Source organism: Streptomyces rimosus subsp. rimosus, from assembly GCF_000720725.1.
GTDB classification, from domain to species: Bacteria; Actinomycetota; Actinomycetes; order Streptomycetales; family Streptomycetaceae; genus Streptomyces; species Streptomyces rimosus_A.
Window position 1 is genome coordinate 40132 of the sequence record NZ_JOCQ01000040.1, and the last position, 22146, is coordinate 62277.

Here is a 22146-nt window from a genome sequence, read left to right on the forward strand (position 1 = left end):
CGGGCCACGGCGCGTGCTGTGGCCGGTATCGGACCCTGCCAACCCGGCCGTTCCTGGGCCACCATGGCGAGACGGTGTCCAACGGACCGGTCTGTACCGGGAGGCGTCATGAGGCTGGGCAAAGCGCTTGCTGTCGGTGTCGCGGAGGACGTGGAGGCCGTCGTGTGCGGCGAAGGGGTGGCGGCGGTGCCCGAGGCGGTCGCGGAGCGCGAGGCCCCGGAGCCGGTACCCGCCGATGCCCCGGAGCGGCACCCGGTCCCCGCCGGGCGATGAGGCTGCGGCTGCCGGAGGAGCGTCCCGCCGCGCCGCCCGAGGGGTACAAGCTCGCCAACGCCGTCCTCTCCCACGACGGCGCGCGGGCCGGGTTCGCCGGGGTCTCGCTCGGCGGCGCGCTTCCGTACGGGTTCCTCGACGAGGCCCGCTGTGTGTACGGCAGGCGGCACCGCAGCCCCGCCCTGCGCTGCGACTGCGGTTTCTACTGTCTGCACACCTTCGACCAGGCGCTGGCGCTGGCGTGCTCCAGCCAGTACCGCAAGGCCGTGCTGCTGGAGGTCACCGTCCTCGGCGCGTACATCCGCTTCGAGCGCGGGATGCGGTACGAGCGGCAGCGGGTGCGGGTCGCGCGGGTCGGCGCGTGTGCGTGCGGCGGGATGCCGTGCGCGTTCGCGGACGCGGGGTGGGGGCGTACCGGCTGGCGGGTGCTGACGGCCGTCTGCGCGGGGTGCGCGGCCCGGCGCGGGCGTACGGCGTTCGCGTCCTGGACGGCGGTGAGCTTCGCGGAGTTCGTACGGCTCGGGGGCGGGCCGCTGCGGATCGTCGCGGGCGGTGATCCGGAGGCCGGGGAGGAGCCTGCCGGGGAGCGGCCGGCGGCCGAGGCCCGTACCGTGCCCGAGCTGGCCGCCGAGGCCGGTCTGATGCAGGCCCGGCTCGACTGGCTGCAGCGCCAGCTGGCCCGGTTCACCGGCAAGGACGGCGCGGACCGGACCTCGTAACCGTATCCGTACGGTACGGAGACGGACGCTCGCCACCGGCCAGCTACGCTGACCGGCATGCGCGATCTTGTGGCGGGAACGGGGTACCTGGGGAAGGGGCAACGCTGGGTTGCCCGGCACGGCCGGTGGTGGGGGTTCGGGATGATCCCTGCGCTCATCGCGCTCGTGCTGTACGCGGGGGCGCTGGTCGCGCTGGCCTTCTTCGCGGGCGACCTCGCGGCCTGGGCGACGCCCTTCGCCGACGGCTGGGGCTCGCCCTGGCAGGGGCTGCTGCGCGGGCTGTTCGTCGCGCTGCTCTTCGCGGGCGGGCTGCTGCTGTCCGTGCTGACCTTCACCGCCGTCACGCTGCTGATCGGGGACCCCTTCTACGAGGCGCTGTCCGAGCGCGTCGAGGAGACCGAGGGCGGCGCCCCGCCCGGTCCCGGCCTGCCGCTGTGGCGGGAGCTGTGGATCTCGCTCAAGGACAGTGTGCACGTCCTGGTGCGCGCCGCCGGCTTCGGCGTGCTCTTCTTCGTGCTGGGCTTCCTGCCGGTGGTCGGGCAGACCGTGGTGCCCGCGATCGGCTTCTGCGTCTCCGGCTTCTTCCTCACGGTGGAGCTGACCTCGGTGGCGATGCAGCGGCGCGGCATCCCCGTACGGGAGCGGCTGCGGATGCTGCGCGGCCGCAAGGGGCTCGCCGTCGGGTTCGGTACGCCGCTGGTGCTGCTGTTCCTCGTGCCGTTCGTGGCCGTGTTCCTGATGCCCGGCGCGGTGGCCGGCGCGACGCTGCTCGTCCGGGACCTCACCGATGAGGGTGGGGAAGTGGGGGAAGGCGATGCGCAGGAGGCGGACGGGGTTACTGCTGTGCAGCCTTCAGGGCCGCCGCCAGCCCGCTGGTGACCTCCGGCCCCGCCGCCAGCAGCGGCGCGCGGACCGGCCCCGCGGGCAGCCCGAGCAGGTTCAGCAGCGCCTTCGCGGTGACCGCGCCGGGGTGCTCGGTGCCCATCATCGCCTCGATGAGCGGGACGAGGCGGAGGTAGCGGCGGGTGGCCTCGGCCGGGTCGCCGGCGTCGTACGCGTCGAGGACCGCCCGTACCTCCCGGGGCGCGGCGTTGGCGACCGTACTGACGCAGCCGACGGCGCCCATGGACCGCAGCGGGAGGGTCTGCTCGTCGCAGCCCGCGTAGTACGCGAGATCCGTCGCGGCCAGCACCTTCGCGGTCTTCATCAGGTCGTACGCACAGTCCTTGACGCCCCGGACGCGCGGGTGCTCCGCGAGGCGCAGCAGGGTGCCGGCGGCCAGCGCGGTGCCGGTCCGCCCGGGGATGTCGTAGAGCATCATGGGCAGACCGGTGGCGTCCGCGACCGTGCGCAGGTGGTGCGCGGCGGCCTCCTGGCCCGGGCGCGAGTACGGCGGGGGCAGCACCAGCAGGCCGTGCGCGCCTGCCCGTTCGGCGGCGCGGGCCAGTTCGGTGCCGTGCCGGGTGTCGCCGGTGCCGACCCCGGCGGTGATCCGCGCCCGGTCGCCGACCGCCGCGACGACGGCCCGTACCAGGGCCTCCTTCTCGGCGTCGGTGGTGGTCGGGGACTCGCCGGTGGTGCCGCTGAGGACGATGCCGTCGCAGCCCTCGGCGACGAGGTGGGCGGCCAGGCTCTGGGCGCCGTCGAGGTCCGGCGTGCCGTCGGCGCGGAACGGGGTGACCATGGCGACGGCGGCGCGGCCGAAGGGCGGTGGGGTGACGGCGCTCGGAGCGTCGGAGGTGCTCATGAGCGGAGTCTGGCCCCACCGCGGACTTCAGGTCTACTTAGATGTACTCCCGCTATTGGTTAGCAGTACTACCTCTTCAGTCGCAGCACCTGCGGGTCGTGGTCGCTCGACTGGTCCGCGTACTCCGCGTTGATGTGGACGATGTCGTAGTCCACGCGGCGCAGGTGGCGGCTGGTGAGCATGTGGTCCAGCACCTGCGAGTTGCCCTGGTAGACGTAGCCGTAGCGCTCGCCGCGCGGCAGCCGGTCGACGAGATCGGTGAGTACGCCGCCCTTGGTGAGCGCCTTCAGCGCGGGGGAGAACTGGTAGTCGTTGAGGTCGCCGGCCACCACCACGTCCGCCTTCGGGTCCACCGTGAGCAGGTCCTCGACGAAGCCGTGCACCGCCTCGGCCTGCTGGACCCGCTGGGTCTCCGAGGTGCGCGCCGGGGGCTGGAAGCGGCTGTCGAGGCCCTGGTCGCCGCCCTTGGAGTTGAAGTGGTTGGCGACGACGAAGACCGGGCGGCCCTGGAAGGAGAACTGTCCGGCGAGCGGCTTGCGGCTGTTCGCCCAGGCCGGGTTGCCGGGGTCGATACGGCCCGGCGAGGCGGACAGGCGGGGCTTGCCGGGCGAGCCGGTCACCTTGACCGGGGTGGTGGCGTCGCCCCCGGCGATGTCCGTGAACGAGACCCGGTCCGGGTTGTAGAGGAACGCGGTCCGGATGTTGCCGCCGGGCTGGCCGCCGTCCTGGTCGTTGACCGGGTCGATCTGCCGCCAGGCGTAGGACGGGCCGCCGGCGGTCTTGACGGCGTCGGTGAGCTGCTTGAGCGTCGCCTCTGCGGAGACCGTGCCGTCGTCCGTGGGGCCGTTGTCGTCCTGGACCTCCTCCAGGGCCACGATGTCCGGCGACGCGAGGTTCTTCACCAGTGCCTCGGCCAGTCGCGCGAATTTGGCGGGCGGCGTCTTGGGCGAGAGGTTCTCGACGTTGTACGTGGCCACCGCCAGCTCGTCGGCGCGCTGCTTGCGCGTGGTCTCCCGGGCCGGGCCGCGGTCGGTGAGCGTGCCCAGCTCGGTGGCGGCGATCCCGTACCCGCCGAAGTTGTCGTAGTCCAGCGGGCCCGCGGTGGTGCCGGTCAGCAGGTCGCCGGTGTCGGCGACGGGGAAGGGCCGCTGGGCGAAGGGGATCAGCGAGGTGATCTTGACCCGTCCGGAGTTGGGGTCCCGGTACGAGCCGTAGAGCGTGCCGCCGCGCACGGTGCGGTTGTGGCCCGGCTCGGCGGTCGCCCACAGCTCGTTGTGGGTGTTCGTCGGCCCGACGACGGACGCGTCGGTCAGGGAGACCCGCATGCCCTCCAGCGACTCGTAGCGGTCCAGGGCGTACGCGTTCGGGCGCAGCCGCAGGTTCTCGATGCTCTTGCCGCCCGCGGACGGGGCGTAACGATCCGGCACGGTCGAGGCGTTGAGCTTGAAGGCGGCCGGGAGCGGGTTGCCGGAGGAGGCGACGGTCCAGGCGGCGTCGGTGATCTCGGTGACGGACTGGAGGCCGGCCCGCTCGCCGCCCGGGTAGTACTCGCTGACCGTGCCGGAGACCCGTACGGAATCACCCACCGCCACCTTCGGCGTCTGCTTGCCGGTGAAGACGAAGACCGCCTCGCTGGTGGCCGGGTCGCGGTCCGGCCGCGGGTCCTGCACCCAGAAACCGCGGGCCGAGCCGAAGGCCCGTACCGCCGTGACCGTGCCGGGCACGTCCGCGACCTGCTTCCCGGCGAACGGCGACAGGCGGGTGGTGCCCTGGATGTCGTGGATACGGAGCTCCGCGGCCGAAGCGGACTGCGGGACCGCGAGCAGCCCGCCGGTCAGCGCGGCGGCGACCACCGCGGTCACGGCGGCGGGCCTGCGCAGCGTGCGGCGGCGGGGCGTACGGGTCGGGGCGTGCGGCGGTATGTGCGGCGGTGTCTGCGCGGACACGGCGGGCCTCCGGAAGGCGTGCGAGGGGTAGGGAGCAATCGGGTGGGAGAAGCGGAAGAAGGCGGAAAAGCAGTGGAGCGGAAACGGTCCGGCCGCCTCTACGCGCGTCAATCTCTTGTGTGGCCACCGCAGTTGTCAAGGTTCGCCGGGTGTACGGGCACGGAAACCCAGGTGAACCGCCCGAGATGCGCGGAATTCCGTCTACGCTGGGGCGTCGTACGAGCCGTAGTCCGCACGAGGAGCTGAACCCGAGATGTCCGCAGACCGCCCCACCCTGCCGCCGGTGCGGCTGCACTCCGACGCGGAGCTGGCGCGGGACGCGCTGAGCGCGCCGCTGTTCGCCCGGGCCGCGCAGCTGGCCCGCTGGGCCGAGCCCGGCGTGCCCGTCGGCGTCGGCGGCGAACTCCTCCAGGAGCAGCTGGCCGCCGCCGTCGGCCACCTCGGCCTGAGCGCGGACGAGGACGGCGCCGGGTACGCCGCCGAGGCCTGGCAGCTGGCGGTCGACACCGGTCTGGTGGAGATCGAGGAGAGCGCGGAGACCGCCGAGGAGGGCGAGACGCTGCCCGACGACGCGGCGGCCGGCACCGCCACGCCCGGTGAGGAACTGGCGCTGCTGACCTCCGGCAGCCCGCAGGACATCCTGGACATCTGGCTCGGCGGCATGGAGACCGTGCTCGCCGACGCGGTGGCGCCCGACCTCTCCGAGATCGCCGACCAGATCGCCGAGGGCGGCGACCTGGACCTGGACGCGATCGACTGGAACCCGGAGGAGGAGGCCGAGCTGCTGGACGGCATCCTCGGCAACCTCTACCTGCTCACCGCGCTGAACGAGGACCCCGAGCAGGCCGTGCCGCTGCCCGCGCTCGCCGCCTCGATGATCGTGCCGGACGACATGGACGAGCCGACCGACGACATCCTCGAAGAGGTGTCGGAGGCGATGATGCGGCTCGACGACCAGTTCCGGGTGCTGGAGCCGATCGGCCTGGTCGCGTACCGGCCGGTGGACGAGGCGCTGATCGAGGAGCTGGACGAGGACGGCGCCACCGTGAAGTCCCCCGAGCCCCTGGAGGACGAGGACGTCTCCCGTTACGGGATGGTCCGGCTCACCCCGCTGGGCATCTACGCCGTACGGGCCCGGATGCTGGACGCCGGGGTGGACGCCCCGGCCGTCGGCGACCTCACCGACAAGGGCGCCGACGTCCTGCTGGACGCCCTGCCCGGCTACCCGGAGCCGCTGGCCCAGGCCGAGTCCGAGCAGTGGCTCGCGGCCCGCAAGCCCCTGGACGCCGCCCGCGACCTGCTCGCCGCCGCCCGCGGCGACGACGAGGACGGGCCGCTGCGCCGACTGGCCTGCCAGCAGACGCTGTCGCTGGCCGGACCGGAGGCCGAGCCCGCGCTGCGCGAGGTGCTCGACGACCGGCAGCTGGGCGGCCTGGCCCGGGTGTGGCTCGCCGAGCACGGCGCCACGGACGTCCCCGAGCCGTCCCAGGACATGATCTTCTGGCTGACCGTGGACACCATCGCGGCGCAGCTCGGCGCGGCCGACGCCGCCGAGGAGAGCGCGGCCGAGCTGCGCGCCCTGGTCGAGGGCCTGGTCGGCCAGCACAGCGGCTTCTTCGACACGGCCTGGCGGGTGGACCACCCGGCGACCGCCGACGTGCTGGAGGCCATGGGGCGCCTGCACCCGGACAAGAAGACCGCCAAGGAGGCACGTAAGGCCGCCTTCAAGGCGCGCTCGCGCCAGGAGAGCTGAGGCTTTTGCGGCGGCTCCCGCGAGCCGCCGCGACCGGCGGGCGGCCGGGGCACCTCGGTGCTCCCGCCGCCCGCCGGCCCTTTCCGGCGGAGGTGCGCCGTCAGCACACGATCTGCGTCGTGTGGTTGAACGAGGTGGACTGGCCGTTGAACCCGTAGGTGCCGCGGTAGGACAGCGGGACCTGGAACTGGCCGATGATGGTGACCGTGGCGGCGCAGTTGCCGCCGCTGCCCGGACGCTTGGCGTCGATCCGCAGCGAGCTGCCGATCGAGCCGCCGGTGATGTCCCACGGAGCGCCGCAGATGCCGGTGGTGATCCGGCCGCCCGTGATGACGTTGGTGTTCGGGTTGTAGTTGACCTCCATGTCGAAGGTGAGCGCCTGGTTGTGGAGCGCCATCTTCTGGGTGACCTGAAGGGCCTCGGCGGAGACGTCGCGCTGGACGGCGAACGCCTCGTCACGGGTCTTGACCTCGGAGCCCTGGGCGTTGATGAACTGGTGCTCGTGGCCCGGACCCTTCTTCTTCGGTGCTGCGCTTGTCATGGCTCTCCCTCAGGCTCGGTGGGTCAGGCCAGCTGCTCGGCGACCTCGACGCGCAGCAGCGTGCGGACGGTCTCGAAGTGGTTGACGATGGTGACCGTCGACGAGCCCGCGAAGAGCAGACCGACCGCGACGTTGTCGAGCGAGGTCACCAGCGAACCGGAGTCGCCGCCCGCCGAGATGTTCGTGGTCATGATCTGGTCCTTGAAGCGCGCCGTACCGGCCGTGCCGTAGTTCACGTCGACCGTGGCGTCGGTGGAGACGATCCGCCCGAAGCTGATGTTGGTGGTCCGGCCGGTCTTCTTCACCAGGTCGCCCACCGCCACCGCCGACTTGCGGCGCCAGGCGCGCGGCGCGCCGCTGAAGTACGTCTGGCGCGTGGCGTCCTCGAACTCGATCTTCGCCAGCGCCGCGTCCACCACGTTGTTGTGCTGCGTCAGCGGGATCTGCGGAGCGAACTGGATCGAGATGAAGCGGTCCAGTGTGCCGATCCGGTCCGCGGGGTCCGTACCGCCGTCGAACTTGCCCGGCTGCAGTACGGCGCTGCCCAGCGGCGCCCGGTTGGAGTCCGCGAGGACGTGGTTGTTGCTCAGGATGTAGAACTTGCCCGGTACGCCGAGGCCGGGCGCCGGCGGGTTGGTCGCGGCGCCGGGCAGGAAGTCGTACACCACGCTGCCCAGCGTGCCGGCGGTGACCTGCACGTTGCCGACGGAGAAGCCGGCCGGGCAGGGCCGCATCCGACGCTTGAGCAGCTGCGGCTCCAGGGCGCTGCCGAGCTGGCTCAGCTCTTCGAGCAGCGGCTGGGCGAGCGCGCTCATCCGGCCGCCGTCGCCCGCGAGACCGCCCTGCTCCTCGGAGCGCGACCGGCCCTGCTGCCCGCCCGGTACGCGCTGCTGCGGCTGGGCGGAGATGTGGCCGACGGCCAGGACGTCGGTCGGGGTGCCGTCGTCCATCTCGCGCGGGATCACGTCCCGCTCCGGGAGCATCGACTCCGGGACCTTCTGCGTGACGAAGACCAGCACGGCTTCCTCGCCCGTGGGCTCGCCGTTGGTCCACTTCACGCCGTGCCCGAAGCCGACGACGTTCGCGGTCGGGTTCTGCGGGTGCATGAAGTCGGAAAGTGCCTGCTGGCGGGAGGTGTCGCTGACCTGACCTCCGGTGGGTCCGCGCATCATCTCGGGCTGGTTCACACCAGACCACCTCTTCCCCGGTGGGCGTCCCGCGCGGCTCTCAGCCGTGCGTCCGGTGGCGCGAAGGCTCCCGCGTACGGGCGGCTACGGCTGCGGGGCGGGACCGCGTTCGCTTCACGAGCCCGGACCGCGTACGGCGGCGGGCTCTCAGGGGAGGACGGGAACCCGGCACGGAACAGCTCCCCGGGCGGTTCCGTACGGCTCCGGGCGCTCCGCTCTCCCTACGGGTGATGCAGGTAGGGACTGTCTATTGCCGGGGCCGGTCGGCGGTCAAGGAGGTACGCGATAAATCTTGCGCTTACTGCGCAGATGCCCCTGATGACCTTGTTTGCCATGATTTTCCGGGGTGGAGGGAAACGCTTCCCGGACATCGCGGTGTCGTACCGGGTTCAACCGCAGTTCGCCGCGGCGCGCCAGTGTGTGCCGTACAGCGCACAGCACTCCCGTACCGGCCCGTCCAGGAGATGACATGCCGCTCACCCGCAGAGACTTCGCCAAGCGCTCCGCCGCCGGTGCCGGCATCGCACTGACCGGCAGCGTGGGCGTCCTGGCCACCGCGCCCGGCGCCATCGGGCAGGAGCTCCCGGAACAGCAGTCGCCGGGTACGGGGGGCGGCGTACGCGGGCGCGCGCCCGGCTACGGGCCGCTGGTCGACGACCCGGCCGGCATCCTGGCCCTGCCCGCCGGATTCACGTACAAGATCATCACGCGGACCGGTGTCACCAAGCTGGAGAGCGGCGAGTCCACCCCCTCGAACCACGACGGCACCGCCGCCTTCGAGGGCCCGCGCGGCGCCACCCTGCTCGTCAACAACCATGAGCTGAAGGGCCCGCGCGCGAAGTGGCCGCACCCGGTCCCGCTCGCCGACGGCCTGGTCTACGACCCGGCGGCAGCCGGCGGCTGCACGGTCGTCGAGATCTCCCGGGACGGCTCGCACATCGCCGAACGGGTCGGCATCGCCGGCACCTCCACCAACTGCGCCGGCGGCCGAACCCCCTGGGGCACCTGGCTGACCTGCGAGGAAACCGAGGACAAGGCCGGCCAGAACGGCATGACCAAGGACCACGGCTATGTCTTCGAGGTCGACCCCCACGATCCCTGCGCGGCCCGCACGCCCCTGCCCGTCAAGGCGCTGGGCCGCTACGCCCACGAAGCCGTCGTCGTGGATCCCCGACGCGGCCACCTCTACCTCACCGAGGACGCCGACCGCCCCAACGGCCTCCTCTACCGCTGGACCCCGCCGAGCGGCTTCCGGCACGGCCGCGGGCGGCTGCGCGCCCTGGCCGACGACGCGGGCGTGCTGGCCGCGTTCCGCTGCTACGACTCCGGCGGCCGCTTCGTCGACGACCTCTCCCGCGCCACGAGGACCGGCACGGTCTACGGCGTCGACTGGATCGAGGTCCCCGACCGCGACGCGCGCCACACCCCCGTACGCAAGCAGTTCACCGACGGCCTGATCACCCGCGCCCGCAAGCTGGAAGGCATGTGGTGGGCCGACGGCGGCGCGTACATCGTCGCCTCGTACGCCCGCGAGGAGAGCCCCGTCCGCCACGACGGCCAGGTCTGGTTCTACGACCCGCGCCGCCGCACCCTGACCCTGAAGGTGCTGCTCGGCGTCAACCCGGCCCCCGGCGAGGACGGCGCGTTCGACGGTCCCGACAACATCACCGTCTCCCCGTACGGCGGCCTGATCATCGCCGAGGACGGCGAGGGCGTCCAGCACCTGTTCGGCGCCACCGACGACGGCCGCACGTACCCGATCGCCCGCAACGACCTGAACATCGGCACCCCCGACGCCCCCGCCTACAGCGAATTCACCGGCCCGGTCTTCTCGCCCGACGGCCGCACGCTGTTCGCCAACATCCAGGAGCCGGGGATCATGCTGGCGATCAGGGGGCCATGGCGGTGGCAGGGGTGATGGCCGCGGGGGCCGGTGACGGGTGACCGGCGCGCAGCCGCCAGGAATCCCGGCCGCAGCCGTCACGTTGTACGAAAAGTGAGCACGCGGACCACCACCACGACGCAGACGGCCGGGCGGGCAGCCCGGGAGGCCGACGGGCAGGCACCCGGAACCGCAGGCCCGGCCGGGGACCGGTCCCCACGCCTCCGTACCCCCTTCTCCATCCTCGACCGCTCCCGGACCCGGCAGGGCCACCCGGAGGCCGAGGCGCTCCGCGACACCATCGACCTCGCCCGGCACGCCGAAGCGCTCGGCTACCACCGCTTCTGGGTCTCCGAGCACCACAGCGTGCCGGGCGTCGCCGGTTCGGCACCGACCGTGCTCGCCGCCGCGGTGGCCTCCGCGACCTCCCGCATCCGGGTCGGCACGGGCGGCGTCATGCTCCCCAACCACCGCCCGCTGGTGGTCGCCGAACAGTTCGGCGTCCTCGAATCCCTCTTCCCCGGCCGCATCGACATGGGCCTCGGCCGCTCCGTCGGCTTCACCGACGGCATCCGCAGAGCCCTCGGCACCGACAAGGAAGCAGCCGACTCCTTCGCCACCCAACTGTCCGAACTCACCGCCTACTTCACCGACGGCCCGCGCCCCCACCCCCAGGTGCACGCCCGCCCGGCGGAGGGCCTGCGCGTCCCCGCCTTCGTCCTGGCCACCGGCGCGGGCGCGGACATCGCGGCCCGCGCCGGCCTGGCCCTGGTCATCGGCGACCTACGCGGCCGCGAAGCAATGCAGGCAGCCATCGACCGCTACCGCTCCGCCTTCGAACCCTCGCCCCTCTGGCCCCGCCCGTACGTCATCGTCTCCGGGACGGTAGCCGTGGCCGAAACCCGCGAGGAGGCCCGCGGCCTCCTCCTTTCCGAAGCCTGGTCGATGGCCTATTCGCGTACTCACGGCGTCTTCCCGCCACTGGAACCGGCCGAGACCGTCACCGCCCGCGAACCGGACCTCTCCCCGAAACAGCGCGCCTTTTACGAATCCGCTCTGCTGGGACACATTTACGGTACGGAGCCGGAGGTGGGGGCCGAACTGGACGAGCTGCTGACCGGGACCGGTGCCGACGAGTTCTTGGTGACGACGAGTACGTATGAACGGGCGGGGTTGCTGGAGTCTTATGAGCGGTTGGCGGGGGTGGTGGGGGTGAGCGGAACAGCCTGATCCTCACCCGCACTGCAAGTCGTACGGCCGTATGGCGCGCGGGTCAGCCCCGGGCCCCGTAGGGGTCGGCGTAGGGGGCCACGGATTGGCGGACCTCCTGCTGGGCGGTGTCCATCCGGGGGCCAGGGGCGTAGTAGCGGGCCCGGGCCTTGCCGTGCGGCACCAGCCAGCCCAGGCGGACGAGTTCGCGGACATCGCGGATGGCTTGCTGGTCGGAGAGCTCGGCATCCTGCTGGTAGACGGTCCGGCGCACCCGCGCCCCCCAGAACGCCGGCAGCAGCGCATGAACCACGCGCTCGTCCAGCCCGGACTCCTCGGCGGCCGCACCGAGGTGGACCCAGGCGCGCGAGAGCAGGTCGGTGCGGCGCTGGGCCTGCTGGGCCTGGCGGTGGTGGGCTTCGAGGCAGAACCGGATCCATGGATGGGTGTCGCGCCTCGGATCCCACGCAGGGCCGCCGACCTGCTGCAGGACGCGGTAGTAGCCGTAGGTGTTCTGCCCGCGGCCGAGCCACTCCTCGATGGAGGAGAACTCCGGCGGCAGCAGATTGTCGGCCTCGCGGGCGAACACCAGCGTGGAGACGGCACGGGACATGCGCCCGTTGCCGTCCTTCCACGGGTGGATGTTGACCAGGTTCAGGTGGGCCATCGAGGCCCGCACATGCACCGGGGCGTCCAGGTCCCCGTGATTGAGCCAGTCGATCAGCTCCGCCATCAGCGCCGGGACGTCCGGGCAGGCGGGGGCGGTGTAGGAGGGCACCATCGGGTCGTCGGGGCTGGTGACGAAGACGGGCCCGTCCCGCCAGCGGCCAGGCCGCTTGTCCAGGTGGTGCCCCTGCAGCATGAAGTGCAGGCCATTGATCAGGCCGGCGTCATAGTGGAAGTCGTCACCGGCGTCGGCCAGGGCCTGGATGTACGTCATCGCCCGCTGATAGCCCTCCAGCTCGACCCGGGTACGGTCGGCCGTCTCCAGCGGCTCCTCGCCCGCCATCAGCGCCTCGACGTCGTCCACCGTCGCCGCGTAGCCCTCAATGGTGTTCGACCCGGCGATCGCCCGTGCTGTCAGGTTCCGCCGCAGCTGACCCGACCAGCGGGGCTGAGCGCGCAGCGCGTGCCGGAGTTTCTGCCGCATCTGCTCGATCTCCGCGAGGACGCGGTGGTCTTCGGCGTCCAGGTCAGGAGTCTCGTACAGCATGCATCAATGACACCATGACTAGATGATGGTGTCAAAGCGTCCGTGTCCCCATCGTCCGCGGCACACCTACAGCCGACGCCCCTGGACCGCCTCACCCACCGCCTCCAACGCCAACCGCCACGGATAGCCGTCCAACTGCGCACCGCCGGTCCCCGGCGCGTGCGGCTCCCAGGCGCCCGGCCCGTACAGCACGCGCACCCCCATGTCCCGCAGCACTCGCACCGACCGCCGGGTGGCCGGATGCGCATCCAGGGCCGTCGACCAGAACGGCAGCGCGACCACCGGCAGCCCGAGCCCCACCGCCTCGGTGAGCAGCCCGAGCGCGTACGTATCGGTGATGCCCGCGGCCCACTTGTTCACCGAGTTCATCGTCAGGGGCGCCACGATCACGGCGTCCGCCGGTGGGTTGCGCTTCTCCTCACCGGACCGGCGCCAGTCACTCCGTACGGGACGGCCGGAAGCGGCCTCCACCGCGGGCGTGTCGATGAATCCACCTGCCTCGGCGGCGGGTGTGGCGATGACGCACACGTCCCACCCGTCGGTGACGGCGGCTTCGACCAGCCGGACGATCCGGGAGGCGGGGCCTGCGGCGCAGGCGATGAGGTAGAGAACCTGGGGGCTGCTCATACCGGCACTTTGCCTGAGCCTGCCCGCGTCCGGAGCCTAGGCTGCGGGAGTGGCCGAAGCGGTGGTGTTCGATGTGGGCGAGACGCTGGTCAGTGATGACCGGTACTGGCACGACTGGGCGGACTGGCTGGACGTCCCCCGGCACACCCTCTCCGCCTTGGTGGGGGCGGTGGTTGCCCAGGGCCGCGACAACGCGGACGCCGTCCGCCTGCTGCGCCCCGGTATCGACATCGCCGCCGAGTACCGGGCACGCGAAGCGACCGGGCAGGGCGAGTACCTCGACGAGACGGATCTGTATCCGGATGTGCGGCCCTCGTTGACAGCGCTGCGCGAGGCCGGGGTCCGAGTCCTGATCGCGGGGAATCAGACGGCCCGTGCCGGTGAACTGCTCCGCGGCCTGAATCTGCCGGCCGATGCCATCGCGACATCAGGGGAGTGGGGAGTCGCCAAGCCACGGCCCGAGTTCTTCGAAAAGGTCATCGACCTCGCCGGTATCGCGCCGGAGCGCATTCTGTACGTAGGCGATCACCCCGCCAACGACATCGCCCCCGCGCACGCGGCCGGCCTGCTGACCGCCCACGTACGTCGTGGCCCGTACGGATTCTTGTGGGCAGCGAGCCCGGCAGCGGAACTGGCCGATTGGCGGGTCAACGGCTTGGACGAGCTGGTGCGGATCGTCACAGGGTGATTCGCCGTCAACTCTATGGACGGAGTTCGCCATGTATGCCGAAGCCTCTGCCGGTACGGGAAAGCGGATCGCGTACCGGCGACGGCTGGCCCGTCTCACGCAGCAGGAACTCGCCCGTGCGGCAGGGATCGCCCTGGGGACCGTACGCAAGATCGAGCGTGGCGAGCGGGGGGCCGGTGAGGGAGTGCTGGACGCCATCGCCGCAGCACTTGGTGTTGATGTCACCTGCCTGCTGCCTCGGCGTGAGCGTGCTGATGACCGGGTGCATCGCGCCATGCCCGAGCTGTCCGCGATGCTCGCGACCCACGACATGCCCGACGACGGGCCCACGCGCCCCCTGATCGAACTCCGGGGAGTGGTTGCCGAGGTCGTCACCTGGCGTCTCGCGGCTCAGTACGTTCGTATCTCACGCCAGGTCCCGGGACTCCTCGCTGAACTCGGGCGTGCTTTCCACAGCGTGCCGACGAACTGCCGCACCGATAGCGCCGAGTTGCTTGTCGCCGCTTATCGGGCCGCCGACGCGGTTGCGTACAAATACGGCGCCTATGACCTGTCCGCCCGTTTGATCGACCTTATGAGGTGGGCTGCGACGCAGTCGGAGAACCCACTGCTCGAAGCGGCGGTTGCGTATACGCGGACCGAGATGTATTTCGCCGCTGAAGCGCATGCGGCCGGTCTGCGGTCTCTGGAACGCGCGTTGGACATCCTGCCACTCCGGCCGACCCATCCTGTAGTCGTTGCCACACGCGGGACCTTGCATATGCGGGCCGCCGTCATCGCCGCTCGTGCCGGAAGGGAGGAAATTGCCTTTACACATCTTGCCGAGGCTCGTGCCCTTGCCGCGCGAGTCCCGGAAGCCACCTACCAAGGGACGGAATTCGGCCCGGAGACCGTGCGTATTCACGAGTTGTCGGTGGCGGTCAGTTTGGGGGACGGATACGCACGCCGTGCTCTCGATGCCCTCGGCAGTTGGGCGCCACCGAACGGGCTCGCCGCGGAACGCCGATCGGGCTTCTACATCGAACTCGCGCGCGCTCAGCTCTGGTCGGGTCGGCCCGACCAGGCCTTTGCCTCCCTTCGGAGTGCGCGGCGCATTGCTCCGCAGCACACCCGTGAACACATTTGGGTACGCGAGGACGCCGCGACCCTGCGCCGACTGAAGCGCGGCGACGCCGAGAGCCTGTCGAAGTTCGCCGAGTGGTGCCGCGCGGGCGAGTGACCGGACTACCCCGCACAGGGGTACTTGTGCTGCCTCCGGCAGGTCAGCATCTCCTTGTCCGAACGACAGGAGCTCGCAATGACCACGTTCAGCATGTCGCCCAGCGCGACCCGAGCACAGCGATCGGCGGGTACCGCGTACCTGCCTCCTTCTCCTCTTCCCGACTGGATCCCCCGCGGAGCCGGCCTGCGTGTCGTCCGTGACGTGGCCGTGCTCGGTCTGGACGTGGTGTGGCTTTCGCTGCCGGTTGGGGAGCGGGTGGTGGGGTGGTTGGGGGAGAGGTCCGGGGTGGTGATCGAGGATCATCGGCGGCCGGCCGGGATGTGCTGGCTGGTGCCCGCCGGTACGGCTGGTGGGGTGCGATTGCCCTTGTGGCGGGACGCGGGCGTGGGGACGGCTCTGTACGTGCCGGGGCTGGCGATGTGCAACGAGCGGCTGCGGTGGCGTGTGCGGCCGGAGGCCGGGGCGCTGGCCACGAGTGCGGTGGCTCTGCGGGCGGCGGTCATCGCGGTGGAGGCCGTACGGTGATCGGCTGCGCGGACTGCGGCAGGGTACGGAACGTGACTGTGATCGGGACCGTGCACACGGCCAGTGGGGGCGGAGCCGATGTTGGGCTGTGTGCGGGGTGTGAGGAGAAGCGGGAGAGGCGGCGGAGGGGCGGCACCCGTTCGCGGGGTGCCGCCTCCGGTGAGGTCAGAGCGCCGCGCCCCCGGGCTTGACCATGCCGCGGACGGTGCGGGAGTCGACGAATTCGCCCATCGCCGTCATTTCCCATTCGCCGGAGAACTGGCGGATCAATTTCGCCACTTCTTGGTCAACTGGGAGAGGACTGGGAAACGGAGGCATCCAGAGCCCCCCAGCGGCCTGGTGGAAGGTGTCCCACCGCTCTTGCTGCGACTCAATGATGTCCTGCTCCATCTTCAGTGTCAGGTTGCCGTACAGGCCCCGGACTCCGGCGATCTCATGCCCCATGCGCGTCTCGATCGCGGTGTCGGAGTGGCCCTCCTCTTCCAGGCACTCCTTCATCCAGTGCCGCAGCCGGTAGATCGGCCACTCGCCCACCGAGAACTCCTCCACCGGCGGAATGGCCGGCCGCAGGAAGTCTCTCCGGGACTCGCGGGCCGGAGAGCCATCACGGATCGGCTTCCAGTAGTCCCGGTCGAAGCGGGCCCCGAGGAGGTCCCCGCCGTTCATCGCCGGAAACGTCCACGGCGAGGCGTGCGACGCGGCGAGTGCGGCGTGCATGGCCGTCAGAAAGGGCGCCTGCACGAGGGTGCGGTGGGAGTCGTACTTCGGGGCGGTGAGCGCCTTCTTCCCGTCCACCCACTGATGCTGGTACTGCACCCGGGTAGCGGGCGTTGTCCCGTACCGCTCGATCGACTCCCGACGCTGCTCCGGGTCGGGGTCGCCGGGCGGCCAGGCAGGTGCCGTGTAGGTCTTCTGCAGCCCGTACATCTCGCCGGGGCGCATGCCCTGGAAGGCCGCGTGCCAGATGTACGTCCAGCCGGTGAACCCCCACACCGTGTAGGCGTTCACGGCCAGCTGGTAGACCGGACCCATGGCCAGCGGGCGCTTCTTCCGGCGCACCTTCTTGACGTACCGGCCGCGGCGTGGCGTGGCGGGAGGAACCGGGGTGTCCGTGCGGAGCTTGTAGCGCTGCACGGCATCGATCATCAACATGCCGAAGACCATGAGGATGTCGTCGACGTAGGTGCGGACCAGTTCCTCGCGCTCGACCTTCCGGTTGAGCTGGTTCTTCCAGGTGATGTAGTCCGCTGTGTCGATCTCGCCGACGCGGCGCCAGCCCCACTGCTTGTTGATGTGCGCATTGAGCATGGAGCGGTACCGCTTGACGGATTCCGGACGCAAGTCCTGATCCGGCAGCCACAGTTCCAGGCTGTACTTCTTCATCAGCATGTCACCGCGGCTCTTGGCCACGTGCCTGCCGTGGCGGACCTCGTACTCACGGTCCAGTCCGTAGTTGTACGCGACCTCTCCGTCATCGAAGCCGGAGGCGAACTCGTACTTCTTCTTGCCGTTCTCCAGATACTCGCCGGCCCACCACCTGACCCGGCACTTGTTCCCGCGCCACTCGATGTATGGCATGGCGTCCCCCTGGGTGATGCGCGGAGGCCCGACGGCACTCTTGCCGCCGGGCGTCTCTACGGCCAGCCGCGCTCTACTCGTTTATTCCTATAATGCAGCCGCGGCAGGAGGTGCAGTCACCTCCTTGGCGCTCAATCAGGCCGCGGACCGCCTTGCGCTTTTCCTCGTCGTCCATGACTTCCGGCGTCACCAGGCATACGAACTTACCGTTCACGCGGCCTCGCAGTGCCACGAAGCCAGCGCCCAGGTCGGCCGTCACCATCGGTTCGTGCATGGTCCCCCCTGGTTCGGGATGAGGGAACCTCCCAAGTGACCACCGATGGTGTCATGTTCAACGGTTCTTGTGACCGAGGTGGGCGATACAGCTGCGACTCGGGTGATAACGAAACGGTAAAACGCAAAGGTTGTACGACAGTTGCGATCAATTGCCGTCAGGTGTGGGCAGGCGCCCGCGCCGACGGAGCTCCTCGATCGCCCTCTGCTTGATCTTGCGGATATCGGCGGATGTCAAGCCGTCCGTCACGGCGATGAGGGCCTCCTGGACGGAGTCCTCGACGTCGCTCTGGAGGTCGTCGGTCGTGACAGGGGAATAGACGTACCCGGGCACGGGGGAGCGCTCCACGGTGGCCGCGTCGGCGGAGCCGTTGAGGATGTCCCGGCAGGTTCCGGGCGCCCAGCTCAGGACGGGCTCGATTTTTCCGTAGGTGACATCTCGAACGGGCTCCGCGGCTTCGATCTTTCTGTATGTCGTGATGGTGGTTCCGGCTGCGCGAGCTACGTCGATCTTGTGCATGTCGAGCTCGATGCGGCGCTCGGCGACCAGCTTGGCGAGGCGCTGAAGCGCGTCGCGGTCTCGGGGGGTGGCCATGGCTTCCATCCTTCCAGCACCTGCCAGGAACAGCTAGGAACAGGGGCAAGCTGTCCTGTTTCTTGACGCTCTCCTCACCTCGCAGCGCCACCGAGTGCAAGTTACTACTACGTACTACTAGAAACAGCTAGAAGAAGCGTCTACATTCTCTTCATGGAACCACCCCCAGCCACCTACCAGGTGAACGGGGCGGCAATACGAGCCATCCGCATGCGCCAGGGGCTCGCTCTCCGGGAGACCGCCCGTGCCGCAGGCATCAGCCGCAGCTACCTCCAGCGGCTGGAGACCGGCATCCGGCGGCGCATGAGACCGGACACCTACGCACCGCTCCGCAACTACCTCGGCGCCACCGACGACCAGCTCCTCGCGCTAGAGGAGCCCGTAGAGAAGAGGTGACATGCCCAGCAAGACACCCCCCACAGCTGCGGCCGAAGAGGCGGCGCTCATCGAGGCAGCCAGGGCTCGGCTCGACGAAGAAGAGCCGCTCTTCAACGTCGGCCCGGCAGCAAAAATCATCGGCTGCGGCGAGCGCTGGCTGCGTGATGGAGCCATCCACGGCGGACTGCCCCACACCCGTCTCGGCAAGTTCCTGAAGTTCAGCCTCGAAGACTGCCGCGAGATCCGCCGCCTGCACCGCGTCCCGGCCAAGCCGGGCATCGTCCGCCGGCCGCGCAAGAAGACCGCCGCCCGGCCCGTCAAGGCCGCCGCTTAGCGGTATGCGGCCCCAACCGCCGGGCTTCCACACACCGGCAGCCGGGGCCTGGATCCACCACCAGAACCTTCAAGAACAGGAGTGGACCGTGTCCACATCTTCTCAGAACCCGCGCTTGAGCCGCCGTGAGGAGCTGCTGGCGATGCTGCGCCATGGCGGGGCCAGGACTGACGAGGTCGCCGAACTCGTCGTCAGCAACTTCGAACGTGCGGTGCAGGCCGGTCGGCTGAGCCCGTCCACGGAACGGTTTCTCATGGCGGGCGCCATGTACTGGGTCGTGCAGGAACACCGCGATGCCTCCGACCTCGTGGCTCGTCTGGCGGATGCTGCCAGCAAGGCTCTCCTCGACGCTCGCGCCGAGGGCGGTGAGTCGTGATGCTGACCCCGATCCCCGTCCCGGACGCCGTGATCGTCCTCAAGGCCCGCCTCCTCCCGCAGTACGTGGCGGACGCGGTGCGCGTGCAGGCCGACGCGGTGCGCCGGTACGGGCTGGCTCGCGGCCCGCTGTACGCCGAGGCGCGCGCGGTGCAGGAGTCCCGTATCGCCCGCGCCAACAAGGTGCTGGCGACGGTGCCCGCCCGGCAGCCGCTGGTTGTGCGAGGTGCGGCATGAGCGCCCGCGACGAGTTCTTCAGCCCCGGTCGTACCTACCAGCGTCGTCGTTGGCACTTCCAGTGCCTGGCAGTCGCCCCAAGTCCCTTTGACGGCGAGGTCCGAGCCGTCGGGTTCCTCTTCCGCCAAGGAGAGCCCGCCACCGCCACCGCTCTGGATCAGGACGACTGGATCCACGGTGAATGGGCCGACGCCGCCGAAGGAGGTGCGGCATGAGCGCCCGCGACGATCTGCTCGACGAGTACGGCCGGGCCGACACGGCGCCCCTCGGAACGCTCACGGACCTGCGGGCGAAGCTCGCCGCCGTCCGCGCCGAGGTACTGCGCGAGGCCGCCGACGTGCTGGACGCTCTCCCCGCCGATGCCAGCAGCTTCGATCGGGCGGAGCACAAGTACAAGGGCGGGGCTGCCGCCGAGGCGCTCCGCCGCATGGCCGACGAGGCCGAGGCGGGTGAGTCGCGTGCGTGAACTGCCCCCAGGCCGACGGATCGAGATCGACGAGCGGATCAACGACGGCGCCACCACGGCGGTCGAACTGCGCGCTATGGCGCGAGAGGCGATGTCCGAGGTGCGGCGCCTGCTGTCCGAGCTGGCCGCTCGCCAGGAAGACATCGCATTCACGGAACGCTGCACGCTGCCGGAGCTACACCGCACGGTGCAGTGGCACCAGGACGGCAAGAAGCGATGGCGGGACCGGGCGGAGAAGGTCGAAGCCGAGCGGGACGCACTACAGGAGCGGGTCACCGAACTGACGGAACTGCTGGAGCAGGCGCGGCGCGACGCCAGCACCGCCCTCGCCCGCGCCGGGGGTGCGTGATGGCGACGACAACTCCGCGCCCCGCGATCGAGGCCTTGGACGACCTTGCTGAGCAGACCGTGGCGCACATCAAGTTCCTCACTCAGCAGATCACCGCGTACACGAAGTTCCTCGCGGCCATCGAGCTGGACCGCCTGCAGCAGGCTCACGACGTCACCGACGGGCGCCTCGCCGAACAGCGTCACCTTCTCGACGCCGACCCCGACACGGCCGTGCCGCTGCCCGGCATCCCGCACCCGAAGGAGGCGTCGTGACTGGTCCGGTCTGCGTCGAGACGCTGGTGGCCTGCATCATCCGGGGCCTGCACGAGGACGATGAGCGTTTCCCTGCGACGCGTGGCTGGCAGGTGGGGGCGATGCCGGACGGGCTGCCGCTGCTCGCCGCCGAGCTGGCCGCCGCCGGCCCCGAGGACGCGATGGCGTTGCTGAAGCGGCTGGGTGAGCACCGCAAGTGGCGGCTGCTGGACGTCGATGACCCGGCCCGCATCGCGATCACGTTCACGTGGCCGGAGCCCGAACCCGGCGAACCGCGCCCCGAGCCGGAGGCCGTCGTGCAGCTGTGGGTGCCGGCCATGGCGGAGGTGAGGGCCGCGTGAGCCCGGTCCGTATCCAGCGCCGCCGCACCAAAGGCTGGCGGAAGCCTGAAGGCGCGGTCTACGTCGGCCGCGGCAGCAAGTGGGGCAACCCCTGCACCCAGATCCGCATGCCCGCCCTCGACGGCTCCGAGTGGGAGCGCGAGCCCCGCCTCGGCAAGACATCCGGCCAGCATCACGGCTTCCGCCACCCCGACGGGACCACCACCTCGCACCTGGTGAAGAACGCCACCCGCGAGCAGGCCGTCGCCATGTTCCGCGACTGGCTCGAGCAGCGGCCCTCACTCGCTGACGCAGCGCGCGCCGAGCTGGCCGGCCGGGACCTCATGTGCTGGTGCCCGTTGCCGGAGCCGGGCCAGCCCGACCACTGCCACGCCGCGGTGCTCCTGGCGCTCGCGAACGGCGGTGCCGCGTGACCGCCCCGCAGATCGCCGTCGTCGACTTCCTGCTCCTGGCCCTGCTGATGCACCGCATCACCGACCTGGAAGACCAGCTCGCCGGGGCCCGGCTGAGCGTCGAGCAGCAGCAGACCGACCACACCAACTGGCGGCTGGAATACGGGCCGCGACACCCGAGGGGGAACCAGTGACCGAGTATCCCGACATCGCCGCGCGGTTCGCCCGCGACACGGCCCGGCATGAGATGACCGTCCTGCACGAGGAGGGGCTGTACCGGCACCTGCGGTTCGCCAGCCCGGAGCAGGGCCACATCGTCCCCTTCGAGCTGATCGCGTGGCCGTACAACCTCGTCGTCAAGGCGGGCTGGGTCTTCCACTTCGACATCAACGCCACGCCGGACATGTTCGATCTGTTCCGCCGCACCGCCTTCAGCGGCGAAATCAACCCCGGCTACTGGTCGGAGAAGGTCCGCACCGGCCGCGACGAGGTCGAGGGCTTCGACCCGGACCTGTTCGAGCAGCAGGTCAAGCGGTACGTCGTCCACTCCATCCGCGAGGGTGAGGCCCCGCGCGGCATCGGCGCCGAGGTCACCCGCGAGATCTTCGAACTGGGCGACATCAGCCACGAGGCGGGCGCCCGGGCGGCGTTGGCGGACTTCCGCTTCGGCGGCTGGGACTTCGGTGACCTCTCGGAGTGGGACTTCAGCGACTACACGCCGGGCTTCCTGCACTGCTGCCGCGCGATCCGCCGCGGCATCGACCTGTACGACGCCGCCCGGAAGCAGGTGGCCGCGTGATGCGCCGTACCGCAACGATCGCCGCCGCGCTCCTGCTGCTCGCCTCCGGGCTGACCGCGTGCACCGACCGGGACGACGACTGCGATGACCGGTCCATGGCCCCGGTGGCGGTGTCCGTACCGCTGAAGCCCGGCCCCGGCACCCGCAGCGGCAGCCGCGGCAAGGCCGCCAAGTCCAAGGCGAAGCCGAAGAAGCACACATCCCGCCACGTCCACACCCACGACTACTGCGACGAGGACTGAG

General features: G+C 70.7%; 31 protein-coding genes. 22 read left to right on the top strand and 9 right to left on the bottom strand.

Annotated features, from left to right (window positions below; all coding sequences use genetic code 11):
* Positions 1 to 108 precede the first annotated feature (108 nt).
* Genes IH45_RS1000000148805 through IH45_RS0121050 form a run of 3 tightly spaced genes read left to right on the top strand, consistent with a single transcriptional unit; the run spans position 109 to position 1871 of the window.
* Entirely contained in the window at positions 109 to 273 is a 165-nt protein-coding gene (locus tag IH45_RS1000000148805) for a hypothetical protein (protein WP_158813184.1), read from the top strand.
* Positions 270 to 992, top strand: a complete 723-nt coding sequence (locus IH45_RS0121045) for a hypothetical protein (RefSeq protein WP_030670433.1) — start codon at positions 270 to 272, stop codon at positions 990 to 992. Before IH45_RS1000000148805 ends, IH45_RS0121045 begins: the two co-directional genes overlap by 4 nt.
* Positions 993 to 1049: 57 nt before the next feature.
* Positions 1050 to 1871 carry an EI24 domain-containing protein gene (locus IH45_RS0121050; RefSeq protein WP_030670436.1) on the top strand — a complete coding sequence of 274 codons (822 nt, stop codon included), beginning with the start codon at positions 1050 to 1052 and terminating at the stop codon, positions 1869 to 1871.
* On the opposite strand, the gene dapA is transcribed toward IH45_RS0121050, so the two are convergent.
* Both dapA and IH45_RS0121060 read right to left on the bottom strand, forming a co-directional pair.
* Complete coding sequence (dapA, locus tag IH45_RS0121055; protein WP_030670439.1) at positions 1828 to 2739, bottom strand: 4-hydroxy-tetrahydrodipicolinate synthase; 912 nt, start codon at positions 2737 to 2739, stop codon at positions 1828 to 1830. The two genes, IH45_RS0121050 and dapA, sit on opposite strands and share 44 nt — an antisense overlap.
* 68 nt (positions 2740 to 2807) lie before the next feature.
* Positions 2808 to 4685, bottom strand: coding sequence for an endonuclease/exonuclease/phosphatase family protein (locus IH45_RS0121060; RefSeq protein ID WP_324607948.1), 1878 nt, complete (start codon positions 4683 to 4685; stop codon positions 2808 to 2810).
* A 253-nt stretch (positions 4686 to 4938) separates the two neighbouring features.
* Between IH45_RS0121060 and IH45_RS0121065 the strand changes: the two genes are divergently transcribed.
* The gene (locus IH45_RS0121065) at positions 4939 to 6438 is read left to right on the top strand and encodes a hypothetical protein (protein WP_030670445.1); all 1500 of its coding nucleotides are present in this window, start codon (positions 4939 to 4941) and stop codon (positions 6436 to 6438) included.
* Positions 6439 to 6538: 100 nt separating this feature from the next.
* Here the strand turns inward: IH45_RS0121065 and IH45_RS0121070 are convergent, their stop codons facing one another.
* Together IH45_RS0121070 and IH45_RS0121075 are read right to left on the bottom strand one after the other, a co-directional pair.
* Positions 6539 to 6979 carry a hypothetical protein gene (locus tag IH45_RS0121070; protein WP_030670446.1) on the bottom strand — a complete coding sequence of 147 codons (441 nt, stop codon included), beginning with the start codon at positions 6977 to 6979 and terminating at the stop codon, positions 6539 to 6541.
* Between the two features lie 23 nt (positions 6980 to 7002).
* Entirely contained in the window at positions 7003 to 8166 is a 1164-nt protein-coding gene (locus IH45_RS0121075) for a chymotrypsin family serine protease (RefSeq protein ID WP_078897694.1), read from the bottom strand.
* 469 nt (positions 8167 to 8635) lie between these two features.
* On the opposite strand from IH45_RS0121075, the gene IH45_RS0121085 reads away from it, so the two are divergent.
* A complete protein-coding gene (locus IH45_RS0121085) occupies positions 8636 to 10084 on the top strand; it encodes an alkaline phosphatase PhoX (protein ID WP_030670452.1) in 1449 nt (482 codons plus the stop codon).
* 204 nt (positions 10085 to 10288) lie between these two features.
* The gene (locus tag IH45_RS0121090) at positions 10289 to 11278 is read left to right on the top strand and encodes an LLM class flavin-dependent oxidoreductase (protein ID WP_030670455.1); all 990 of its coding nucleotides are present in this window, start codon (positions 10289 to 10291) and stop codon (positions 11276 to 11278) included.
* Positions 11279 to 11321: 43 nt separating this feature from the next.
* Here IH45_RS0121090 and IH45_RS0121095 read toward each other — a convergent pair whose 3' ends face one another.
* Both IH45_RS0121095 and IH45_RS0121100 read right to left on the bottom strand, forming a co-directional pair.
* Complete coding sequence (locus IH45_RS0121095) at positions 11322 to 12470, bottom strand: Fic family protein (protein ID WP_030670458.1); 1149 nt, start codon at positions 12468 to 12470, stop codon at positions 11322 to 11324.
* 66 nt (positions 12471 to 12536) lie between these two features.
* A complete protein-coding gene (locus IH45_RS0121100; RefSeq protein ID WP_030670461.1) occupies positions 12537 to 13097 on the bottom strand; it encodes a flavoprotein in 561 nt (186 codons plus the stop codon).
* 49 nt (positions 13098 to 13146) lie between these two features.
* Between IH45_RS0121100 and IH45_RS0121105 the strand changes: the two genes are divergently transcribed.
* From IH45_RS0121105 to IH45_RS0121115, 3 genes are all read left to right on the top strand, one after another.
* A complete protein-coding gene (locus IH45_RS0121105) occupies positions 13147 to 13785 on the top strand; it encodes an HAD family hydrolase (RefSeq protein WP_030670464.1) in 639 nt (212 codons plus the stop codon).
* A 31-nt stretch (positions 13786 to 13816) separates the two neighbouring features.
* On the top strand, positions 13817 to 15004 hold the full coding sequence (locus tag IH45_RS0121110) for a helix-turn-helix domain-containing protein (protein WP_030670467.1): 1188 nt from the start codon (positions 13817 to 13819) through the stop codon (positions 15002 to 15004).
* A 78-nt stretch (positions 15005 to 15082) separates the two neighbouring features.
* A complete protein-coding gene (locus IH45_RS0121115; RefSeq protein WP_158813186.1) occupies positions 15083 to 15532 on the top strand; it encodes a hypothetical protein in 450 nt (149 codons plus the stop codon).
* Positions 15533 to 15697: 165 nt separating this feature from the next.
* On the opposite strand, the gene IH45_RS1000000147990 is transcribed toward IH45_RS0121115, so the two are convergent.
* The 3 genes from IH45_RS1000000147990 to IH45_RS0121125 form a co-directional block, all read right to left on the bottom strand.
* Complete coding sequence (locus IH45_RS1000000147990; protein ID WP_050515033.1) at positions 15698 to 17110, bottom strand: hypothetical protein; 1413 nt, start codon at positions 17108 to 17110, stop codon at positions 15698 to 15700.
* 73 nt (positions 17111 to 17183) lie between these two features.
* The gene (locus tag IH45_RS1000000148810; RefSeq protein WP_158813188.1) at positions 17184 to 17384 is read right to left on the bottom strand and encodes a hypothetical protein; all 201 of its coding nucleotides are present in this window, start codon (positions 17382 to 17384) and stop codon (positions 17184 to 17186) included.
* A gap of 147 nt (positions 17385 to 17531) precedes the next feature.
* Positions 17532 to 17978, bottom strand: a complete 447-nt coding sequence (locus IH45_RS0121125; RefSeq protein WP_030670476.1) for a hypothetical protein — start codon at positions 17976 to 17978, stop codon at positions 17532 to 17534.
* Between the two features lie 153 nt (positions 17979 to 18131).
* On the opposite strand from IH45_RS0121125, the gene IH45_RS0121130 reads away from it, so the two are divergent.
* The 13 genes from IH45_RS0121130 (at position 18132) to IH45_RS0121185 (ending at position 22145) form a co-directional block, all read left to right on the top strand.
* Positions 18132 to 18374 carry a helix-turn-helix domain-containing protein gene (locus IH45_RS0121130; protein WP_030670479.1) on the top strand — a complete coding sequence of 81 codons (243 nt, stop codon included), beginning with the start codon at positions 18132 to 18134 and terminating at the stop codon, positions 18372 to 18374.
* Between the two features lies 1 nt (position 18375).
* Complete coding sequence (locus IH45_RS0121135) at positions 18376 to 18690, top strand: hypothetical protein (RefSeq protein ID WP_030670482.1); 315 nt, start codon at positions 18376 to 18378, stop codon at positions 18688 to 18690.
* A gap of 88 nt (positions 18691 to 18778) precedes the next feature.
* Positions 18779 to 19066, top strand: a complete 288-nt coding sequence (locus tag IH45_RS0121140) for a hypothetical protein (protein ID WP_158813190.1) — start codon at positions 18779 to 18781, stop codon at positions 19064 to 19066.
* Positions 19066 to 19302: a hypothetical protein gene (locus tag IH45_RS0121145; RefSeq protein WP_030670488.1), complete on the top strand. Its 237-nt coding sequence runs from the start codon at positions 19066 to 19068 to the stop codon at positions 19300 to 19302. The genes IH45_RS0121140 and IH45_RS0121145 overlap by 1 nt, the downstream gene beginning before the upstream one ends.
* Positions 19299 to 19517, top strand: a complete 219-nt coding sequence (locus tag IH45_RS1000000148815) for a hypothetical protein (protein WP_158813192.1) — start codon at positions 19299 to 19301, stop codon at positions 19515 to 19517. Before IH45_RS0121145 ends, IH45_RS1000000148815 begins: the two co-directional genes overlap by 4 nt.
* Positions 19514 to 19768, top strand: coding sequence for a hypothetical protein (locus tag IH45_RS0121150; RefSeq protein ID WP_030670492.1), 255 nt, complete (start codon positions 19514 to 19516; stop codon positions 19766 to 19768). Before IH45_RS1000000148815 ends, IH45_RS0121150 begins: the two co-directional genes overlap by 4 nt.
* Entirely contained in the window at positions 19761 to 20117 is a 357-nt protein-coding gene (locus tag IH45_RS0121155; protein WP_030670495.1) for a hypothetical protein, read from the top strand. Before IH45_RS0121150 ends, IH45_RS0121155 begins: the two co-directional genes overlap by 8 nt.
* Positions 20117 to 20371 (top strand): hypothetical protein, encoded by a 255-nt coding sequence (locus tag IH45_RS0121160; protein ID WP_030670498.1) that lies wholly within the window; start codon positions 20117 to 20119, stop codon positions 20369 to 20371. The genes IH45_RS0121155 and IH45_RS0121160 overlap by 1 nt, the downstream gene beginning before the upstream one ends.
* The gene (locus IH45_RS0121165; RefSeq protein WP_030670502.1) at positions 20368 to 20712 is read left to right on the top strand and encodes a hypothetical protein; all 345 of its coding nucleotides are present in this window, start codon (positions 20368 to 20370) and stop codon (positions 20710 to 20712) included. Before IH45_RS0121160 ends, IH45_RS0121165 begins: the two co-directional genes overlap by 4 nt.
* Positions 20709 to 21125, top strand: coding sequence for a DUF4326 domain-containing protein (locus IH45_RS0121170; protein WP_030670506.1), 417 nt, complete (start codon positions 20709 to 20711; stop codon positions 21123 to 21125). Before IH45_RS0121165 ends, IH45_RS0121170 begins: the two co-directional genes overlap by 4 nt.
* The gene (locus IH45_RS1000000148820; protein ID WP_158813194.1) at positions 21122 to 21298 is read left to right on the top strand and encodes a hypothetical protein; all 177 of its coding nucleotides are present in this window, start codon (positions 21122 to 21124) and stop codon (positions 21296 to 21298) included. Before IH45_RS0121170 ends, IH45_RS1000000148820 begins: the two co-directional genes overlap by 4 nt.
* Positions 21295 to 21903: a hypothetical protein gene (locus IH45_RS0121180; protein ID WP_030670509.1), complete on the top strand. Its 609-nt coding sequence runs from the start codon at positions 21295 to 21297 to the stop codon at positions 21901 to 21903. The genes IH45_RS1000000148820 and IH45_RS0121180 overlap by 4 nt, the downstream gene beginning before the upstream one ends.
* Positions 21903 to 22145, top strand: a complete 243-nt coding sequence (locus IH45_RS0121185) for a hypothetical protein (protein ID WP_030670511.1) — start codon at positions 21903 to 21905, stop codon at positions 22143 to 22145. The genes IH45_RS0121180 and IH45_RS0121185 overlap by 1 nt, the downstream gene beginning before the upstream one ends.
* The last annotated feature ends 1 nt before the right edge of the window (position 22146 follow it).

What these genes read in the sequence shown, in the direction of transcription:
- IH45_RS1000000148805 (WP_158813184.1), top strand. Translation starts at nt 109, where the DNA reads ATGAGGCTGGGCAAAGCGCTTGCTGTCGGTGTCGCGGAGGACGTGGAG.
- IH45_RS0121045 (WP_030670433.1), top strand. Translation starts at nt 270, where the DNA reads ATGAGGCTGCGGCTGCCGGAGGAGCGTCCCGCCGCGCCGCCCGAGGGG.
- IH45_RS0121050 (WP_030670436.1), top strand. Translation starts at nt 1,050, where the DNA reads ATGCGCGATCTTGTGGCGGGAACGGGGTACCTGGGGAAGGGGCAACGC.
- dapA (WP_030670439.1), bottom strand. Translation starts at nt 2,739, where the DNA reads ATGAGCACCTCCGACGCTCCGAGCGCCGTCACCCCACCGCCCTTCGGC.
- IH45_RS0121065 (WP_030670445.1), top strand. Translation starts at nt 4,939, where the DNA reads ATGTCCGCAGACCGCCCCACCCTGCCGCCGGTGCGGCTGCACTCCGAC.
- IH45_RS0121070 (WP_030670446.1), bottom strand. Translation starts at nt 6,979, where the DNA reads ATGACAAGCGCAGCACCGAAGAAGAAGGGTCCGGGCCACGAGCACCAG.
- IH45_RS0121085 (WP_030670452.1), top strand. Translation starts at nt 8,636, where the DNA reads ATGCCGCTCACCCGCAGAGACTTCGCCAAGCGCTCCGCCGCCGGTGCC.
- IH45_RS0121095 (WP_030670458.1), bottom strand. Translation starts at nt 12,470, where the DNA reads ATGCTGTACGAGACTCCTGACCTGGACGCCGAAGACCACCGCGTCCTC.
- IH45_RS0121100 (WP_030670461.1), bottom strand. Translation starts at nt 13,097, where the DNA reads ATGAGCAGCCCCCAGGTTCTCTACCTCATCGCCTGCGCCGCAGGCCCC.
- IH45_RS0121110 (WP_030670467.1), top strand. Translation starts at nt 13,817, where the DNA reads ATGTATGCCGAAGCCTCTGCCGGTACGGGAAAGCGGATCGCGTACCGG.
- IH45_RS0121115 (WP_158813186.1), top strand. Translation starts at nt 15,083, where the DNA reads ATGACCACGTTCAGCATGTCGCCCAGCGCGACCCGAGCACAGCGATCG.
- IH45_RS1000000147990 (WP_050515033.1), bottom strand. Translation starts at nt 17,110, where the DNA reads ATGCCATACATCGAGTGGCGCGGGAACAAGTGCCGGGTCAGGTGGTGG.
- IH45_RS1000000148810 (WP_158813188.1), bottom strand. Translation starts at nt 17,384, where the DNA reads ATGCACGAACCGATGGTGACGGCCGACCTGGGCGCTGGCTTCGTGGCA.
- IH45_RS0121125 (WP_030670476.1), bottom strand. Translation starts at nt 17,978, where the DNA reads ATGGCCACCCCCCGAGACCGCGACGCGCTTCAGCGCCTCGCCAAGCTG.
- IH45_RS0121130 (WP_030670479.1), top strand. Translation starts at nt 18,132, where the DNA reads ATGGAACCACCCCCAGCCACCTACCAGGTGAACGGGGCGGCAATACGA.
- IH45_RS0121135 (WP_030670482.1), top strand. Translation starts at nt 18,376, where the DNA reads ATGCCCAGCAAGACACCCCCCACAGCTGCGGCCGAAGAGGCGGCGCTC.
- IH45_RS0121145 (WP_030670488.1), top strand. Translation starts at nt 19,066, where the DNA reads ATGCTGACCCCGATCCCCGTCCCGGACGCCGTGATCGTCCTCAAGGCC.
- IH45_RS1000000148815 (WP_158813192.1), top strand. Translation starts at nt 19,299, where the DNA reads ATGAGCGCCCGCGACGAGTTCTTCAGCCCCGGTCGTACCTACCAGCGT.
- IH45_RS0121150 (WP_030670492.1), top strand. Translation starts at nt 19,514, where the DNA reads ATGAGCGCCCGCGACGATCTGCTCGACGAGTACGGCCGGGCCGACACG.
- IH45_RS0121160 (WP_030670498.1), top strand. Translation starts at nt 20,117, where the DNA reads ATGGCGACGACAACTCCGCGCCCCGCGATCGAGGCCTTGGACGACCTT.
- IH45_RS0121185 (WP_030670511.1), top strand. Translation starts at nt 21,903, where the DNA reads ATGCGCCGTACCGCAACGATCGCCGCCGCGCTCCTGCTGCTCGCCTCC.